The sequence below is a fragment of the Burkholderia sp. GbtcB21 genome (assembly GCF_019091065.1).
Lineage (GTDB): Bacteria > Pseudomonadota > Gammaproteobacteria > Burkholderiales > Burkholderiaceae > Burkholderia > Burkholderia pyrrocinia_C.
The window spans coordinates 47,798-62,686 of the sequence record NZ_JAGXKA010000023.1; the positions used below are offsets into that span (position 1 = coordinate 47,798).

The window sequence follows — 14,889 nt, forward strand, 5'->3', positions numbered from 1 at the left end:
GACGCGCCTTTCATGCGGCCGACACACGCATGCGCTACGCTGACGCGCGATGAAGAGGGGGGAGAAGCCGAGTCGTGTTCGATCAGCTGAAGGCGTTCCACGCGACCGTCCGGCAGGGCAGCATCACGCGCGCCGCGCGCCACCTGGGCGTGAGCCAGCCGACGATTGCCGCGCAGATCCGGCAGGTCGAGCAGGTGTACGGCGTCGAGCTGTTCTACCGCAGCGGCCGCAAGCTCGAAGTCACCGAGACGGGCATCGAGCTGCTGCCGCTCGTCGAGAAGATGATCGCGCTCGAGGCGCAGGCCGACATCATGCTGCGCAACGTCGGCGGCCTGTTCGAAGGCCACCTGCGGATCGGCGCGACGGGCCCGTACTACATCATGGATGCGGTCGGCCGCTTCTCGAACGCGCATCCGTCGATCGCGCTCACGTGCCGGATCGGCAACTCCGAGGAAATCCTGCAGGCGCTGCAGGAATTCCGCATCGATCTCGCCGTCTCGTCGCAGCCCAACGACGCCGACGGCCTCGAACGCAAGGTGATCTCGACCGATCCGCTCGTGCTCGTCGTGCATCGCAACCATCCGCTCGCGCGTTTCGACGCGATCGACCCGGCGCAGCTCGCCGACGTGCGGCTGCTGATGCGCGAGGAAGGCTCGGTCACGCGCCGCTGCACGGAGACGATCCTCGCGACGGCCGGCGTCGCGGCTGCGTCGGTCGCCGAGATCGGCAGCCGCGAAGCGATCCGCGAGGCGATCCTGCATGGCGTGGGCGGCAGCCTGTTTCCGCTCGGCGAGGCCGAGCGCCATCCGGACCTGCGCGTGATCGCGCTGCGCGGCATCGACACGACGATCGACGAATACGTGTACTACCTGAAGGCGCGCCGCCAGAGCCCGGCGATCGACGCGTTCCTCGCCTGCATCCTGCCGGCGGAGCACGCACCGCGCGACACGACGCGGCGGGCGAACGCGCGCTGAGTCGCCGCGCGTTCGCCGCTTTCGCGCATTTTCTGGCGCCTTTCGTCGCGCCTTCCCTCGTTATTTCCTCGTGCCTTCCTTCTCGCGTCCGGCCACGCGTCACTTCGGCAGCGCCGGAATCATCCACGTGAACACGTGCTGCTGCAGGAACACGAGCACGCCGAGCAGCAGCGTGAGGATCACGCTGTGCCAGAAGGTGCGCGCGAACACGACGCCTTCCTGCCCCTTCAGGTCCGTCGTCGACACGCCCGTCGCGATGTTCTGCGGCGAGATCATCTTGCCCATCACGCCGCCCGACGAGTTGGTCGCGGCCATCAGCACCGGATCGAGGCCGAGCTGCCTCGCGGCGACGACCTGCAGGTTGCCGAACAGCGCATTGCCCGACGTGTCGCTGCCGGACAGGAACACGGCGATCCAGCCGAGCGACGCTGACACCAGCGGGAACAGCGCGCCCGTCGACGCGACGCCGGTGCCGAGCGTGTAGCTGATCCCCGAGTAGTTCAGCAGGTACGCGAGCCCGACGATCATCATCACCGTGACGATCGCGATCCATGTCTGCCGCCAGGTCTTGACCACGCATTCGAGGAACGCACCGACGCCGGTGCGCGTCAGCGCGGCCGTGACGATCGCCGAGAGCAGGATCGCGGTGCCCGTGCCGAGCGGCTGGAAATCCCAGATCGCCGCATACGGCTTGTGGTACAGCGACACGAACACCGCGTTGTGCAGGCCCGGCCACTTGATCTTCACGTCGCCGATCGCCGCGACGTTCGCGTGCACCCACACGATCACGACCACCGACACGACGAGCCACGGCAGCCAGCCGCCGAAGCCCGCGCGCGCGGCGCCGGCTGCCGCGGGCACGCTGCGCGCGAGCGCGTATTGCGGATCGGGCTGCGGCTTCCACACCTGCAGGAAGCCGATCGTGACGATCAGCGACGTGAGCGACGACAGCACGTCGGTGAGCTGGTAGCCGAGGAAGTTCGACGTGACGAACTGCGCGAGCGCGAAGCTGGCGCCCGACACGAGCAGCGCGGGCCACAGCTGCCTGATCGAACGCAGCCCGCCATACGCGCCGACCACATAGAACGGCAGCAGCAGCGCGAAGAACGGCAGCTGGCGGCCGACCATCTGCGCGAGCGTCGCGGGCGGCAGCGACGTGACCGCGCCGAGCACGGTGATCGGCACGCCGAGCGCGCCGAACGCGACCGGTGCCGTGTTGAACAGCAGCGTATAGGTGAGCGCTTCGAGCGCGGGGAAGCCGAGTGCGATCAACAGCGCGCTCGTGATCGCGACCGGCGTGCCGAATCCGGAGATCCCTTCGAGCAGGCAGCCGAACGAGAACGCGACGACGAGCAGCACGAGGCGGCGGTCGTCGGGCAGGTTGTCGAGCATCCACTGCCGGAACTGGTCGAAGCGGCCCGATTTCACCGCGATGTTGTACAGCAGCAGCGCGTTGAAGACGATCCACATCACGGGCACGACCGCGAGCGCCATGCCCGCGCCGACCGCGTTGAACGCGAGCCCGGCCGGCATGCCCCACGCGCCGATCGCGACCGCGAGGCCGGTAACGAGCCCGGCGAGCGACGCCTGCCACGCGGGGCGGCGCAGCACGCCGAGCGCGATCAGCGCGACCGCGATCGGAATCACGGCGACGAGGAAGGACAGGAACAGCGAGTTGGCGACCGGCGTCAGCGGCTGCGCGAAGACGATGCCGGGCGGTAGGGCGTCGGTGGGATTCATCGTGTCTCCAAAGGCGACCCGGGTTGGCGCGTCAGCGCCCCCGGATTCGGTGCAAAGCGACGTTCTGCACTCGCGACAACGATCGGGCACTTGTGCACGCAACGACGTTGCACGGCCAACCGATCGGTCGCTTAAAAAAGGTTAGGAGGCGTACGGCGCTTGTACAAGGGGGACAAGCCCGAAAATGCAGCGACCCGATACGGACATCCGCCGCACGATGGCCGGCAGTTGGCGGGCCGCTGTCGCACCCGACAGGAAACCTGTCGCGAACGGCCCACCGGCGTGCGCGACGTCATCACCTGCGCAATGTTGCGCGCGCGACAAAGGAGACTACCGGCCGGCGGGATGTTTCGTTTGGCGTCCGAAGCCTAGACTGGCCGCATCGATTCCGCCCGCGCCGACGACGGCGCGGCACCGGAACCTCACGGAGTGAACACGATGAAGACGATGAAACACGCGGCATGCGCATTCCTGCTGATCGGCGCGGCCTTCGCCACCCACGCGCAGGCCGCATCGACGCTGACGCGCGCGGAGGTCCGCCAGGAACTCGCGGAACTGGAGGCCGCCGGCTACCGGACGAGCCTCGCGAGCAGTCCCGACTTTCCGGAGAACATGCAGGCGATCATGCGGCGCGCCGCGCAGGCACGCGGCGACGATGCGAGTTACGGCAACGGTGGCCGGGCGAACGTGGAATCGGGCAAGCCGGCGCTGCCGCATACGATCGATCGCGGCACGTACGCGCATCACTGATTGCCGACCGAACCGGATCGAACGGGTAACGGCGCGGCACGACCAGCACCGACCGACACGCACGCGGCCCGCACGCCAACGCGCGCGGCCGCGCTGCGCGATCCTCAGACGCTGAAGCGGTTCAGCGTATACGCGCGATAGGCCGCGACGAACGCGTCGAACGATCCGGCCTCCTTCGCTTCGAGCTCGGCCTGCTCGGCCAGCGACTTCGCGGCGAGCGCCTGCTCGGTGCGCAGCGTGTCCGCCGACGGCGGATGCGCGCGGAAATACGCGGCATGCGCTTCGCTCTGCGCCAGCGCGAACGCGAGGAACGACTGTCCATTCTCGCGCATCGTGCGCAGCACGCGCGCCGACGGCGTGCGCTCCGGATCGGCGAGCTTCTCGCGCTGCGCGGCGATCGCGCGCGCATGCTCGTCGCCGCCGCGGATTTCGTCGAGACGGCGGCCGACGGTTTCGATATCGGCCATCAGGTCGTCCGCCCACGCCTGCAGCGTGATCGGCTGCCCGTCGCGCGACAGCGTGAGCCCCGGCTTGCGGCCTTCCATCGTCACGCTGCCGAAGTTCGCGTTCGCTTCCTTGTACGCGTCGCAGTCGAGCGGCGCGCTGTCGTCGAGCGCGCATGCGAGCAGGAACGCGTCGATGAAGCGCGCGGTCTCCAGCGCGATGCCGGTCGGCTCGAACGGATCGATGTCGAGGCAGCGCACCTCGATGTACTGCACGCCGCGCGATGCGAGCGCATGCAGCGGGCGTTCGCCCGAATACGTGACGCGCTTCGGCCGGATCGTCGAGTAGAACTCGTTCTCGATCTGCAGCACGTTCGTGTTGATCTGGATCCACTCGCCGTCGCGATGCGTGCCGATCGCCTCGTATGCCGGATACGGCTCGCTGACGGCCTTCGACAGCGCGTCGAGATAGCCGGGCAGCGTGTTGTAGTCGACGTGCAGCGCGGCCTGGGCCGTCGTGTTCGAGTAGCCGAGATCGCTCATCCGCAGGCTGGTCGCATACGGCTGGTACAGCGTATCGGCGTCGAACGTGTCGAGCTTGTGCGGCTTGCCGCGCAGGAACTTCGTGTCGAGCGCGGGCGACGCGCCGAACAGGTACATCAGCAGCCAGCTGCGGCGGCGGAAGTTGCGAATCTGCGCGAGATAGCGCTCCGACTGGTAATCGACGAGCGTGGCCGTCGACCCTTCTTCCGCATGCAGGCGCCGCCACACTTCCTCGTGCAGCGAGTAGTTGTAGTGGATGCCGGCGATGCACTGCATCGTGCGGCCGTAGCGATACGCGAGGCCGCGCCGGTACACCGTCTTCAGGCGGCCGATGTTCGACGTGCCGTAGTTGGCGATCGGAATCTGGTCGTCGGCCGGCAGCAGGCCCGGCATCGAGTCGTTCCACAGCATCTCGTCGCCGAGCGATGCATAGACGTAGCGATGCAGCTCGTCGAGGCGTTCGAGCGTGATCGCGGCGTCGCGTTCCGCGGGCGTGATCAGCTCGATCAGCGCTTCGGAGTAGTCGGTCGTCAGCGCCGGGTGCGTGAGTGCCGAACCGAGCGCGCGCGGATGCGGCGTGAACGCGATCATCCCGTCGCGCGTCACGCGCAGGCTTTCCTTTTCGATGCCGCGCAGGCCGTCGGGCAGATGCTGCCGCGTCGGGCCCGAGCTCAGTGCTTCGAGGCGATTCAGCAGCAGTTCGGACTGGCGGTGAGTCATGGTGTTCGACATGGAGACGCAAGTGCGTGACGGCCGCGCGCAGAACGCCGCGCGCGGCCGGCTGGATTGTTGGTCGCTTCGTTGGTAGCGGGCACTTTAACATCTCGCCGGAACACGCGCTTGAGGTGGTCGCGGGCATGGCTCGCGGGCCGGAGCGGGCCGCCGGAGCGGGCCGCCGGACGGGCCGATCGCGGCTGTCGCGGCGTGTGTTACCGGTTTCATGCGGCGTCGATCGGCACGTCGGTCACGTGAATTCGTCCGATGGATCGTGAAGCGCGGACAGGCGGCGGCAGGTGCAACCGTGCTGCCGAACTGACAGAGGAAAGAGGCATACGCGCGCGTTGCGCGCCCGGCGTCCGGCAGGCGCCGGATTCGCCGAATCGTCGTGGCGGCCAGCAGCCGACGAACGGCGACACGGCTTGCGCAACGGGTTGCATCGCAGCCTCGTCCGGTCGCACCCGACTCGGGCCGCCGCCATCACCCGCCGCGCGCGCCGCCCGCCCGGTCGGCCACTTCGTTCCACAAATGCAGCGCCGCGTACGCGCGCCACGGCCGCCAGCCTTCGGTGCGGCGCTTCTGGCTCGCCAGCCGGTCGAGCGACGGATCGCGCGCGGCGATCGACTGCATCAGCACGAGATCGGATGCCGGCCACGCGTCCGGGTCGCGCCACGCGCGCATCGCGATGTATTCGACGGTCCACGGGCCGATGCCGGGCAGATCGAGCCACGCGCCGCGCAGCGTCGCGAGATCGGCATGCGCGCGATCGACCGGCACGTCGCCGGCCGCCACCGCGCGCGCCACGCCCGTCAGTGCCGCCACGCGCTTGCCGGGCATCCCGATCTTGTCGAGATCGCACGCGGCCAGCGCATCGGGCGTCGGGAAACGCCATGCGGGCGCGCCATCGTCGATATGCACCACGCGCTCGCCGGCCCGTTCGACGAGCCGGCCGACGATCGTCGTCGCAGCTTTCACGCTCACCTGCTGGCCGACGATCGCGCGCACGGCCAGCTCGAACCCCGACCACGCGCCCGGCACGCGCAGCCCCGGCGCGGCCTCGACGAGCGGCGCGAACCACGGATCGCGCGCGAGCCCGCCGCCGATCGCAGCCGGATCGGCGCCGAGGTCGAACATCGTCGCGACGCGCGCGGCGAATGCATCGTCGACATGACGCGCGACCGCCCCTTCAACGGTCGCGATCAGGCAATGCTTGCGCGGATGTTTCGTGACGGTGAGCCGGCCCGAGTCGCCATGCAGGTCGACGATGCGGCGATACACGCCGTCCGCGACCTGCTCGACACCCGGAATCGCGCGCCCGCTGAAGAAGCGCAGCACGCGCGCCCAGTCGTAGGGCGCGTTGAAGCGCAGTTCCATCTGCGCGGACGGCGGCACATGGCCGCCGTTCACGGTTGACGTGATCGTTGTTTTCGCGATGCTCAAACTGCACTTCCCTCCGTCACGGCTTCGTTTTCATCGTCGTGCGCATGACGCGCCTCGGCCGCGAGCAGCGTCGCCTTGCGGCGCACGCCCCAGCGATACCCGGCGAGCGCGCCGCCCTTCTGCACGACACGGTGGCACGGGATCGCGAGCGCGACCGGGTTCGACGCACACGCGGACGCCACGGCACGCACCGCGCGCGGCGAGCCGAGCGCCTCGGCGATCTCCGAGTAGCTGCGCGTTTCGCCGTACGGAATATGCGTCAGCGCTTCCCACACGCGCTGCTGGAACGCGGTCGGTGCGATGTCGAGCGGCAGGTCGAATGCGTGCCGTGTGCCGTCCAGGTACGCGCGGATCTGCGTGACGAACGGCGCGAGCCGCGCGGACGATTCGACCAGTTCGGCGCGCGCGAACGCGTCCTTCAGCTCGCCGACCAGCAACGCCGGTTCGTCGCCGAACGCGATCCGGCAGATGCCCTGTTCGGTCGCGGCGACGAGCACCGTGCCGAGCGACGTCGACGCGGTCGCATAGCCGATCCGCAGGCCGGCGCCCTGGCGACGGAACGCGGACGGCGCCATCCCGAGCTCGCGCGGCACCGACGCATAGAGCCGCGACGGCGAGTTGAAGCCCGCATCGACGGCCGCCCGCGTGACCGGCTGCCCGCTTTGCAGCGCCTGCCGCAGCGCGGCGCCGCGCTGCGCGGCCTGGTACTGCCGCGGCGACACGCCGACCACGCGCTTGAAGAGCCGCTGAAGGTGGAACGGGCTCACGTGCACGGCATCGCTCAGCTGCTGAAGCGTGAGCCGCTCGGCATGCGCATCGAGCACCGCGCACGCGCGGTTGACGATCTCGAGCTCGCGCGGCAGCCCTTCCGGCTGGCAGCGCTTGCAGGGCCGGAAGCCGGCCGCACGCGCGGCCGCAGGATCGGCGAAGAAGGACACATGCTCGCGGCGCGGCAGCCGCGACGCGCAGGTCGGGCGGCAGAACACGCCGGTCGTGCTCACGGCATAGAAGAACGCGCCGTCCGCATGCGGATCGCGCTCGGTCACGGCACCCCAGCGGGCATCGTCGGTCGGATAGGCGGTTTTCATCTGAACCTCGCACTCTCTAGTGTAGATGGTGCCTACTCTAGACATCGGCACGTGCCGTCGCGCCCTGAATCTTGCTCTGTGATTCGCGCCGGCGAACCGGGGGCGGATCACCCCGAAATAAATCGGACAACACGCCCGCTCCGGCTGATCCGGCGCGGTTTTCGTCATCGTCTCGTCATCGATTTGTTGCAGTGCGGATGCGACAAATCGCCGTCCTGACGTTTTTTTGCACTCTGAATATTGCGTCGCACCATCGCCGTGTGTATAGTTGGAACTGTCTCCTCCATGTCTCCTCCTGATATGGATTAAGCCCGTTCCGCTCTGCGTGAACGGGCTTTTTTTCGTCTGTCGATTGTGCCGCGTTCCGGCCGGCGGCGCAGGCGCGATACGTCTACACTCGATGCTCGTCGACTGCGAAGGAGTATCGGCTTATGAAACCCACCATCCGCGCGATCGATCACATCGTGCTGCGCGTGACCGACATGGCGGCGATGACGCGCTTTTACTGCGACGCCGTCGGCTGCCACGTGGAGAAGGAACAGCCCGATCTGGGCCTCGTGCAGTTGCGCGCCGGCGATGCGCTGATCGACCTGCTGTCGGTCGGCGGCCCGATCGACCGTCCCGACAGCGGCCCGCCCGGCACGGGACGCAACCTCGATCACCTGTGCCTGCGCGTCGAGCCGTTCGACCCCGATGCGCTGATCGCGCATTTCGCCGCGCATGGCGCGCGGCCGGGCGCTCCCGCGGAGCGCTACGGCGCCGGCGGCTACGGGCCGTCGATCTACCTGTTCGATCCCGAAGGCAACATGCTGGAATTCAAGGGGCCGCCGGCCGCGATCGGCTGAGCACGGCCGGTGCGCGGGCCGTCACGCGCCCGCGCGCGCCTTCAGCACCGTCCATTCGACCGCGACCGGATCGTGGTCCGCGCTCGAGATCCACGCCGCGCCGTCCTGCACCGTGCACTGCAGGCGCATCGTGCGCTCCGCGAGCTGCCCGAGCGCGGCCGCGACGCCGTCGGCGAGCGAAAGCACCTGCACGTTGCGCAGCCGCTCGACCTTGCTGCGCACGCCCTGCCACCAGATATCCGACGTCTTGCCGCCGTACGCGATCACCGTGACCTGCCCGGCGCGGCCGGCCGCTTTCGAGATGCGCCGTTCGTCGGGCTGGCCGGCCTCGATCCACACGTCGATCGCGCCCGTCAGGTCCTTCTGCCACAGATCGGGCTCGTCGACGTCCGACAGCCCCTTGCAGAATTCGAGCCGCTCGTGCGCGAACAGTGCGAACGCGACGATGCGCACCATCATCCGGTCGTCGGTTTCCGACGGATGGCGCGCCACCGTCAGCGCGTGATCGGCGTAGTAATGCCGATCCATGTCGGCAATTTGCAGTTCGGCTTTGTAGATCGTGGATTTCAGCGCCATGCGGATGCGGCCCGGGCGGGCATTCGGTTCGGTCGGGCCGTGATGATACCGAATGCGCGCCGTCCGGCGCGTGTCATGTGCGCCCTCACAGCGCAACGGCCCGGCATGCACCGGGCCGTGTTCGGTTCGCGCCGCCGGCCGAGCGGGCCGGCGCGCTCGCGCGTCGTACGACTGCGCAGCGACTGTGCGGTTATTGCTTGACGAAGCGCGAATCGGCCCAGAGACCCTGCTGGTCGCTGTTGTCTGCGCTGACGAACTGCACGTCGCCCTGGTCGACCGACACCACGCGGAAGCGCTGGCCTTCCGGCACCGACAGGCAGCGGTAGTCGTCGAAGTACTGCTGCTTCGCCTGCGACTTGCCGTCGCGCTCGTGATTCAGTACGGAATCCAGATTGTCTTTCGACAGGCAGCCCCAGGCATTCTTCGTCAGCTGGATTTCCTGCTTCGGCTTGACGGCCGAATCGCCGCCGGCCTGGGCAATCGACACTGCGCAAAATGCGCCGACGAGGGCAAAAAGGATACCGGTACGCTTCATCATTTTTTGTCTCCAGGCTTGCGGGCACCAGGCTTGGGTTAGCTATGTGTTTAAAGGTGATCGTGAACCCGCGTTTTTCACTTTAGAAGACCGGCAAGCGATAGCAAGCACATTTGTTGTGCGACCGCAATAGCGGCGGATTGTCGCACCCCGTGCGCAGCCCGTTTTCCGTGCGGGACCACGCCTGCCGCGCGGTGGACAGGCCCGTGGCGCCGGGCGGAAAACGTTACCCGGCAAGACTTTCAGCAAAGTTACAATGCGGCGATTGAACGGTTTGGATAATCCATTTCGATATCCGGATCATTTTGATGCGCCGCACATAAAGTCATTCGAAACGATCCGACTTTACCGCAGCGCGAAATCGCATTTACCTGATACAAGAAAAATGCCAGGTATAAGCGCGTCCGTATTTACCTGTGTTCCCCCCGCATGCATCCTGCGCCCGCGGAGGCCATGCCGCGGGCGTCTTTCGTCAGCGTGTTTACCCTGCTTTATTCAGGCCGATTGCTGCCGCTCGAAATAATCGCGCTGGAAGATGCACATGCGATAAGCATTGTGATACGCACCGTTGCCGAAAAATTCTTCCTTCAATTCGGCCTCGTGCTGGAACCCGCATTTTTCGTACACGTGAATCGCCGCCGCATTCGTCGTATCGACGATCAGGTACAGCTTGCGCATGTTCAGTACGTTGAATGCGTACTTGATCGCGAGGCGCGTCGCCTGGCCTGCATAGCCGCGCCCCTGGCATTGCGGCGCGATGATGATCTGGAACTCGCCGCGGCGATGGATGTAGTCGAGCTCGATCAATTCGACGAGACCGACCAGTTCGCCTTGCGCATCGACCGCGACGAAACGGCGCTCGCGCTGGTCGTGCACGTGGCGGTCGTACAGTTGCGACAGTTCCGAGAAGGTTTCGTACGGCTCCTCGAACCAGTAGCGCATGATCTTCGCGTCGTTGTTCAACTCGTGGACGAAGCGCAGGTCCTGGCGCTCCAGCGGCCGCAGCGCAAGCGTGTTGGTATCGTTCTGGAGTTGCATGTTCATGTCCTTTTTGATGCCGGCGCACGTGCGGAACGCCCGCGCGGCGCAGCCGCGTTCGGGCCCGTTCCGCACTGTAAGAAGTTGAACGCGAGCGAAGTTCAGAGCCTAGAATGTGAGCAAGGGTTCCTGCCACCGCAAGGAGGCTATCGTGATCGAGCAAGTCATACTCGGTATTTTTCTCGTGCTGCCGCTCGTGATCGTCACGGCGCTGTTTTCCGACGAACTTTGGCAGGAACATCGGCGCCAGCATCCGCGCGACGAAAACGCCCCGCACATCGACTGGAAGCATCCGTGGCGCCGCGTGCGACGCGGGCATTGAGCCGATCGCCGTCCATCCGCGGCGCGCGCCGGCCGGGCAGCCCCGGGCCGGGCAACGCGCGACGCGCCCTTTTCCGCTTCGATCCGATTCCCGCCCAACCCGCGAGACGCCGACGTGAACGACAAGCCCGCCCTCCCTCCGCACGATATTCCCAACGAAACGATCGACCTGCAGATCGCCGACGTGCTGGCGGCCGTCCGCTACCCGGCGAACAAGGATGCGATCGTCGATGCCGCGCGCGACGCCGGCGCCAGCAACGAGGTGCTGTCGATGCTCGACGGCCTGCCCGAACAGGACTACGCGGACGTCGACGCCGTCACGCACTGGGTCGCCGGCAACTTCGGCCCGGGGCTCGGCATTTGAGCGCGCGCCAATAACGCGATAGGATCGGGCCGCACCGGTCGCGCCGCGGCCGGGATGCGCGCCGCCCGGCGCAAGACCGGGCGTTTGCGCACGCGTGTCCGGGGGACTCCATGGAAGGCATCCTGATCCAGCACACGACGCGTCGTCAGCTCTGGTTCGGCGCGCTGACGGCGCTCGTCATCCTGCTCGCACTCGGAATCGCCGCGCCGCACGCGAACGTCACGCTGCCGGCCATCGAGCCGTTCATGCCGATGTGCGCGCTCACCGTGTTCACGACCGCGAGCATCGCCGCGTTTTTCCTCGGTGCGCAGTTCACCGTGACGCGCCAGCCCGTGCTCGGCGCGCTCGGCGGCGCCTATGCGTTCACCGCGCTCGCGGTCGCGCTGCAGTTGCTCACCTTTCCCGGCGTATTCGCGCCGCATGGCCTGCTCGGTGCGCGCCCGCAAAGCGCCGCGTGGATGTGGATCTTTTGGCATGCGGGCTTCCCGTGCTTCGTGATGGCCGCGCTGCTCGCGCGCGAGCGGCTGACGCGCGCACCGGTCAGCGCGAAGCAGACGCGCCGGTGGACGATCGCGCTCGTCGGCGGGCCGGCCATCGCGGCCGCGCTGCTGTGCGCGCTCGCGCTGAACGTGTCGCTGCCGCCCGCGTTCCATCCGCCCGGCGACGCGGCCGTGCTGCCCTTCAACGGCGTCGCGCTCGTCGTGTGGATACTCAATGCGCTTGCGCTCGTGGCCGTGCTGGCCACCGGCCGGCTGCGCACGACGCTCGACCTGTGGCTCGCGATCGCGGTGCTCGCGTGCCTCACCGACACGACGCTGAACCTGCTGACCACGAACCGCTTCACGGTCGGCTGGTATGTCGCGCGCGTGTTCAGCATGTTCACGCCCGGCGTGCTCGTGTGCGTGCTCGCATGGGAAGTGACGATGCTGTACCAGCAGTTGTTCGAGGCGCATGCGATGCTGATCCGCTCATCCGCGCGCGACGGGCTGACTGGCGCGTTCAATCGCAGCCACTTCAACGATCATTTCCACACGCTGTTCCTGCAGGCGCGGCGCCAAGGCGAACCGCTGTCGCTGCTGATGGTCGACGTCGATCGCTTCAAGGCCTACAACGACGCGTTCGGTCACGTGAAGGGCGATGCGTGCCTGATCGCGGTCGCGAATGCGCTGGCCGGCGCGGTGAGGCGGCCCGCGGATATCGTCGCGCGTTACGGCGGCGAGGAATTCGCGATCGTGTTGCCGAATACGGGTGCGCGCGGTGCGCGGGTCGTTGCGGAAGAGGCGCGCGAAGCCGTGTTGCGGCTCGATCTCGCGATGCCTGCTTCGCCGGCGGGGCGCGTGAGCGTCAGCGTCGGTTGCGCGACCGTGTCGGCCGACGATCTGTCGACGCCCGACGCGTTGATCGAAGCCGCCGACGCCGCGCTGTATCTTGCGAAGGATGCGGGGCGAAACAGGGTCGTCGTTGCCTGAATACGTCTGCTGTTTGGGGCATTTGTTACGGTCATTTTGACCGGAATAATGCGCCGTTACGCAATGCGGAGCGGGGATACCAATGCTTACAGCCCGTGTTGCGGGCGCTCGATATGCTCGGTTTCATATCGAACCCGAGCAGGTGAGCGCCATGAAGAAAACCCTTTTGCTGATTGCCGGCGTCGCCGTGTTGCTGAGCGGCTGTATCGTGGTGCCTGACGGTGGGTATTACGGTGGTGGCGGGTATTACCATCATCATCGGCATTGGGATTGATGACGCCAGCCACGCGTTGCATCACGCCCCGGGTCTCGGATGAATGTCGGCCGCGCAATACGTCGACGCAATGCCTCTGACGCACGATTCGAATCGAATGCATGCATTCGATTCGACGTCGGCAGACTGTGCGCTTCCCGCTATAAGGATTGGAAGCACGGTGACTATCGGCGACGGGCATTGAAATACCTGCGCCGATTGCCCGTTATTTCCCGATACAAAACCTGCTGAAAATCACCCCCAGCAGATCATCGGAAGTGAACTCCCCGGTAATCGCATTGAGCTGTTCCTGCGCGAGCCTCAGCTCCTCTGCGAACAGATCGAGCGACTGCGCCCTTTGCTCCGCATGATCCGCCGCCTGTGCCAGATGCTCCTGCGCCGCTCGCAGCGCGATCAGATGCCGCTCGCGTGCGAGATACACGCCTTCTGCCCCCGCCTGCCACCCCGCGATCCGCAGCAGCTCCGCACGCAGCATATCGATCCCGTCACCGCGCTTCGCCGACAGATGCACCTCGGTCAGATCGCCTTCCGCGGCAGGATGCTCGACACAAGCCGGCACGCCGGTCAGATCCGTCTTGTTCAACACGCGCACCACCGGCACGCCGCCCGGAAACCGCGCGGCGATCGTCTCGTCATCCGGCGTCAGCCCCGTGCGCGAATCGAGCAGATGCAGCACGACGTCCGCGCGCTCGATCTCGCTCCACGTGCGCGCAATCCCGATCCGCTCGACTTCATCCTCCGTCTCGCGCAACCCGGCCGTATCGATGATGTGCAGCGGAATCCCTTCGACCTGGATCGTCTGCGCGACCTTGTCGCGCGTCGTGCCCGCGATCGGCGTGACGATCGCCAGCTCCGCGCCGGCCAGCGCGTTCAGCAGCGACGACTTGCCGACGTTCGGCTGCCCGGCAAGCACGACCGACAGCCCCTCGCGCAACAGCGCACCCTGCCGCGCATCGCCAAGCACGTGCGCGAGCTGCGCACGGATCTTCGCGAGCTTGCCGCGTGCATCGGCGGCCTCCAGGAAGTCGATTTCCTCTTCCGGAAAATCGAGCGTCGCCTCGACCAGCATTCGCAGCGTGATCACGTCTTCGACGAGCGCATGGATCTGCCGCGAGAACGCGCCATCGAGCGAACGCCCGGCCGAACGCGCGGCGGCCTCCGTGCTTGCCTCGATCAAGTCGGCAACCGCCTCGGCCTGCGCGAGGTCGAGCTTGTCGTTCAGGAACGCGCGCCGCGTGAACTCGCCCGGCTCCGCGAGCCGCAGCCCGAAGCCGCGCCCCGCATCCAGGCAGCGCTGCAGCAGCAGTTGCATCACGATCGGCCCGCCATGCCCCTGCAGTTCGAGCACGTGCTCGCCGGTGTACGAATGCGGCGCCGGGAAATACAGCGCGATCCCGCGGTCGAGCGGCGCGCCGTGCTCATCCAGGAACGGCACGTAGCTCGCATGGCGCGGCGCAAGCTTCTGCCCGCACAACGCGTCGATCAGCGGCAGCGCGGCCGCCTCGCCGCCGCGCCCGAACGACACGCGGACGACGCCGATGCCGCCCCGGCCGGCAGCAGTGGCGATGGCGACGATCGGATCGGAATCGGTAGCGAGCATGGGAATCGGATGAATCGGGTGATCAGGCAATGAGTGGTGCGCCCGCGCAACAGTTCGGGCAACGGAACGCCGGCATTGTAGCGTGCCCGCACACCCGCCACCGGACGCCACGCGGAATTCGGACTCGCCCGAATTTATCCCACCAGGGATAAGTCGAGTATCAGTCCAGCAC

At 67.2% G+C, this 14,889-nt stretch carries 15 protein-coding genes; 7 read left to right on the forward strand and 8 right to left on the reverse strand.

Features of this window, described 5'->3' with window-relative positions:
- Window positions 1–74: 74 nt before the first annotated feature.
- Window positions 75–974 (forward strand): LysR family transcriptional regulator, encoded by a 900-nt coding sequence (locus KVT39_RS33135; RefSeq protein WP_217591039.1) that lies wholly within the window; start codon window positions 75–77, stop codon window positions 972–974.
- Window positions 975–1,073: 99 nt separating this feature from the next.
- Here the strand turns inward: KVT39_RS33135 and KVT39_RS33140 are convergent, their stop codons facing one another.
- Window positions 1,074–2,714, reverse strand: a complete 1,641-nt coding sequence (locus tag KVT39_RS33140) for an L-lactate permease (protein ID WP_217591040.1) — start codon at window positions 2,712–2,714, stop codon at window positions 1,074–1,076.
- A 438-nt stretch (window positions 2,715–3,152) separates the two neighbouring features.
- On the opposite strand from KVT39_RS33140, the gene KVT39_RS33145 reads away from it, so the two are divergent.
- Window positions 3,153–3,464: a DUF4148 domain-containing protein gene (locus KVT39_RS33145; RefSeq protein WP_175749061.1), complete on the forward strand. Its 312-nt coding sequence runs from the start codon at window positions 3,153–3,155 to the stop codon at window positions 3,462–3,464.
- 104 nt (window positions 3,465–3,568) lie between these two features.
- Here the strand turns inward: KVT39_RS33145 and gshA are convergent, their stop codons facing one another.
- The 3 genes from gshA to ada form a co-directional block, all read right to left on the reverse strand.
- Window positions 3,569–5,182, reverse strand: coding sequence for a glutamate--cysteine ligase (gene gshA, locus KVT39_RS33150; RefSeq protein ID WP_034179389.1), 1,614 nt, complete (start codon window positions 5,180–5,182; stop codon window positions 3,569–3,571).
- Window positions 5,183–5,647: 465 nt separating this feature from the next.
- Complete coding sequence (locus tag KVT39_RS33155; protein WP_217591041.1) at window positions 5,648–6,607, reverse strand: AlkA N-terminal domain-containing protein; 960 nt, start codon at window positions 6,605–6,607, stop codon at window positions 5,648–5,650.
- Entirely contained in the window at window positions 6,604–7,695 is a 1,092-nt protein-coding gene (gene ada, locus KVT39_RS33160) for a bifunctional DNA-binding transcriptional regulator/O6-methylguanine-DNA methyltransferase Ada (protein WP_217591042.1), read from the reverse strand. The genes KVT39_RS33155 and ada overlap by 4 nt, the downstream gene beginning before the upstream one ends.
- 431 nt (window positions 7,696–8,126) lie before the next feature.
- Here ada and KVT39_RS33165 point away from each other — a divergent pair, with 431 nt between their 5' ends.
- Entirely contained in the window at window positions 8,127–8,540 is a 414-nt protein-coding gene (locus KVT39_RS33165; protein ID WP_034179392.1) for a VOC family protein, read from the forward strand.
- Between the two features lie 21 nt (window positions 8,541–8,561).
- On the opposite strand, the gene KVT39_RS33170 is transcribed toward KVT39_RS33165, so the two are convergent.
- The 3 genes from KVT39_RS33170 to speG all read right to left on the reverse strand — a co-directional run bounded on the left by KVT39_RS33170 (window position 8,562) and on the right by speG (window position 10,689).
- Entirely contained in the window at window positions 8,562–9,116 is a 555-nt protein-coding gene (locus KVT39_RS33170) for a YaeQ family protein (protein ID WP_031401498.1), read from the reverse strand.
- 190 nt (window positions 9,117–9,306) lie between these two features.
- Window positions 9,307–9,654 (reverse strand): surface attachment protein Sap1, encoded by a 348-nt coding sequence (sap1, locus tag KVT39_RS33175; protein WP_034179393.1) that lies wholly within the window; start codon window positions 9,652–9,654, stop codon window positions 9,307–9,309.
- A 492-nt stretch (window positions 9,655–10,146) separates the two neighbouring features.
- Window positions 10,147–10,689, reverse strand: coding sequence for a spermidine N1-acetyltransferase (gene speG, locus KVT39_RS33180; protein ID WP_034179469.1), 543 nt, complete (start codon window positions 10,687–10,689; stop codon window positions 10,147–10,149).
- A gap of 151 nt (window positions 10,690–10,840) precedes the next feature.
- Here speG and KVT39_RS33185 point away from each other — a divergent pair, with 151 nt between their 5' ends.
- From KVT39_RS33185 to KVT39_RS38555, 4 genes are all read left to right on the forward strand, one after another.
- A complete protein-coding gene (locus tag KVT39_RS33185) occupies window positions 10,841–11,011 on the forward strand; it encodes a hypothetical protein (protein WP_034179470.1) in 171 nt (56 codons plus the stop codon).
- Window positions 11,012–11,125: 114 nt separating this feature from the next.
- Window positions 11,126–11,374, forward strand: a complete 249-nt coding sequence (locus KVT39_RS33190) for a DUF2795 domain-containing protein (protein WP_034179394.1) — start codon at window positions 11,126–11,128, stop codon at window positions 11,372–11,374.
- Between the two features lie 110 nt (window positions 11,375–11,484).
- Window positions 11,485–12,843 carry a sensor domain-containing diguanylate cyclase gene (locus KVT39_RS33195; RefSeq protein ID WP_105389483.1) on the forward strand — a complete coding sequence of 453 codons (1,359 nt, stop codon included), beginning with the start codon at window positions 11,485–11,487 and terminating at the stop codon, window positions 12,841–12,843.
- A 151-nt stretch (window positions 12,844–12,994) separates the two neighbouring features.
- The gene (locus tag KVT39_RS38555) at window positions 12,995–13,117 is read left to right on the forward strand and encodes a hypothetical protein (RefSeq protein WP_256260617.1); all 123 of its coding nucleotides are present in this window, start codon (window positions 12,995–12,997) and stop codon (window positions 13,115–13,117) included.
- A gap of 205 nt (window positions 13,118–13,322) precedes the next feature.
- On the opposite strand, the gene mnmE is transcribed toward KVT39_RS38555, so the two are convergent.
- On the reverse strand, window positions 13,323–14,717 hold the full coding sequence (gene mnmE, locus KVT39_RS33200) for a tRNA uridine-5-carboxymethylaminomethyl(34) synthesis GTPase MnmE (RefSeq protein WP_034179396.1): 1,395 nt from the start codon (window positions 14,715–14,717) through the stop codon (window positions 13,323–13,325).
- Between the last annotated feature and the right edge of the window lie 172 nt (window positions 14,718–14,889).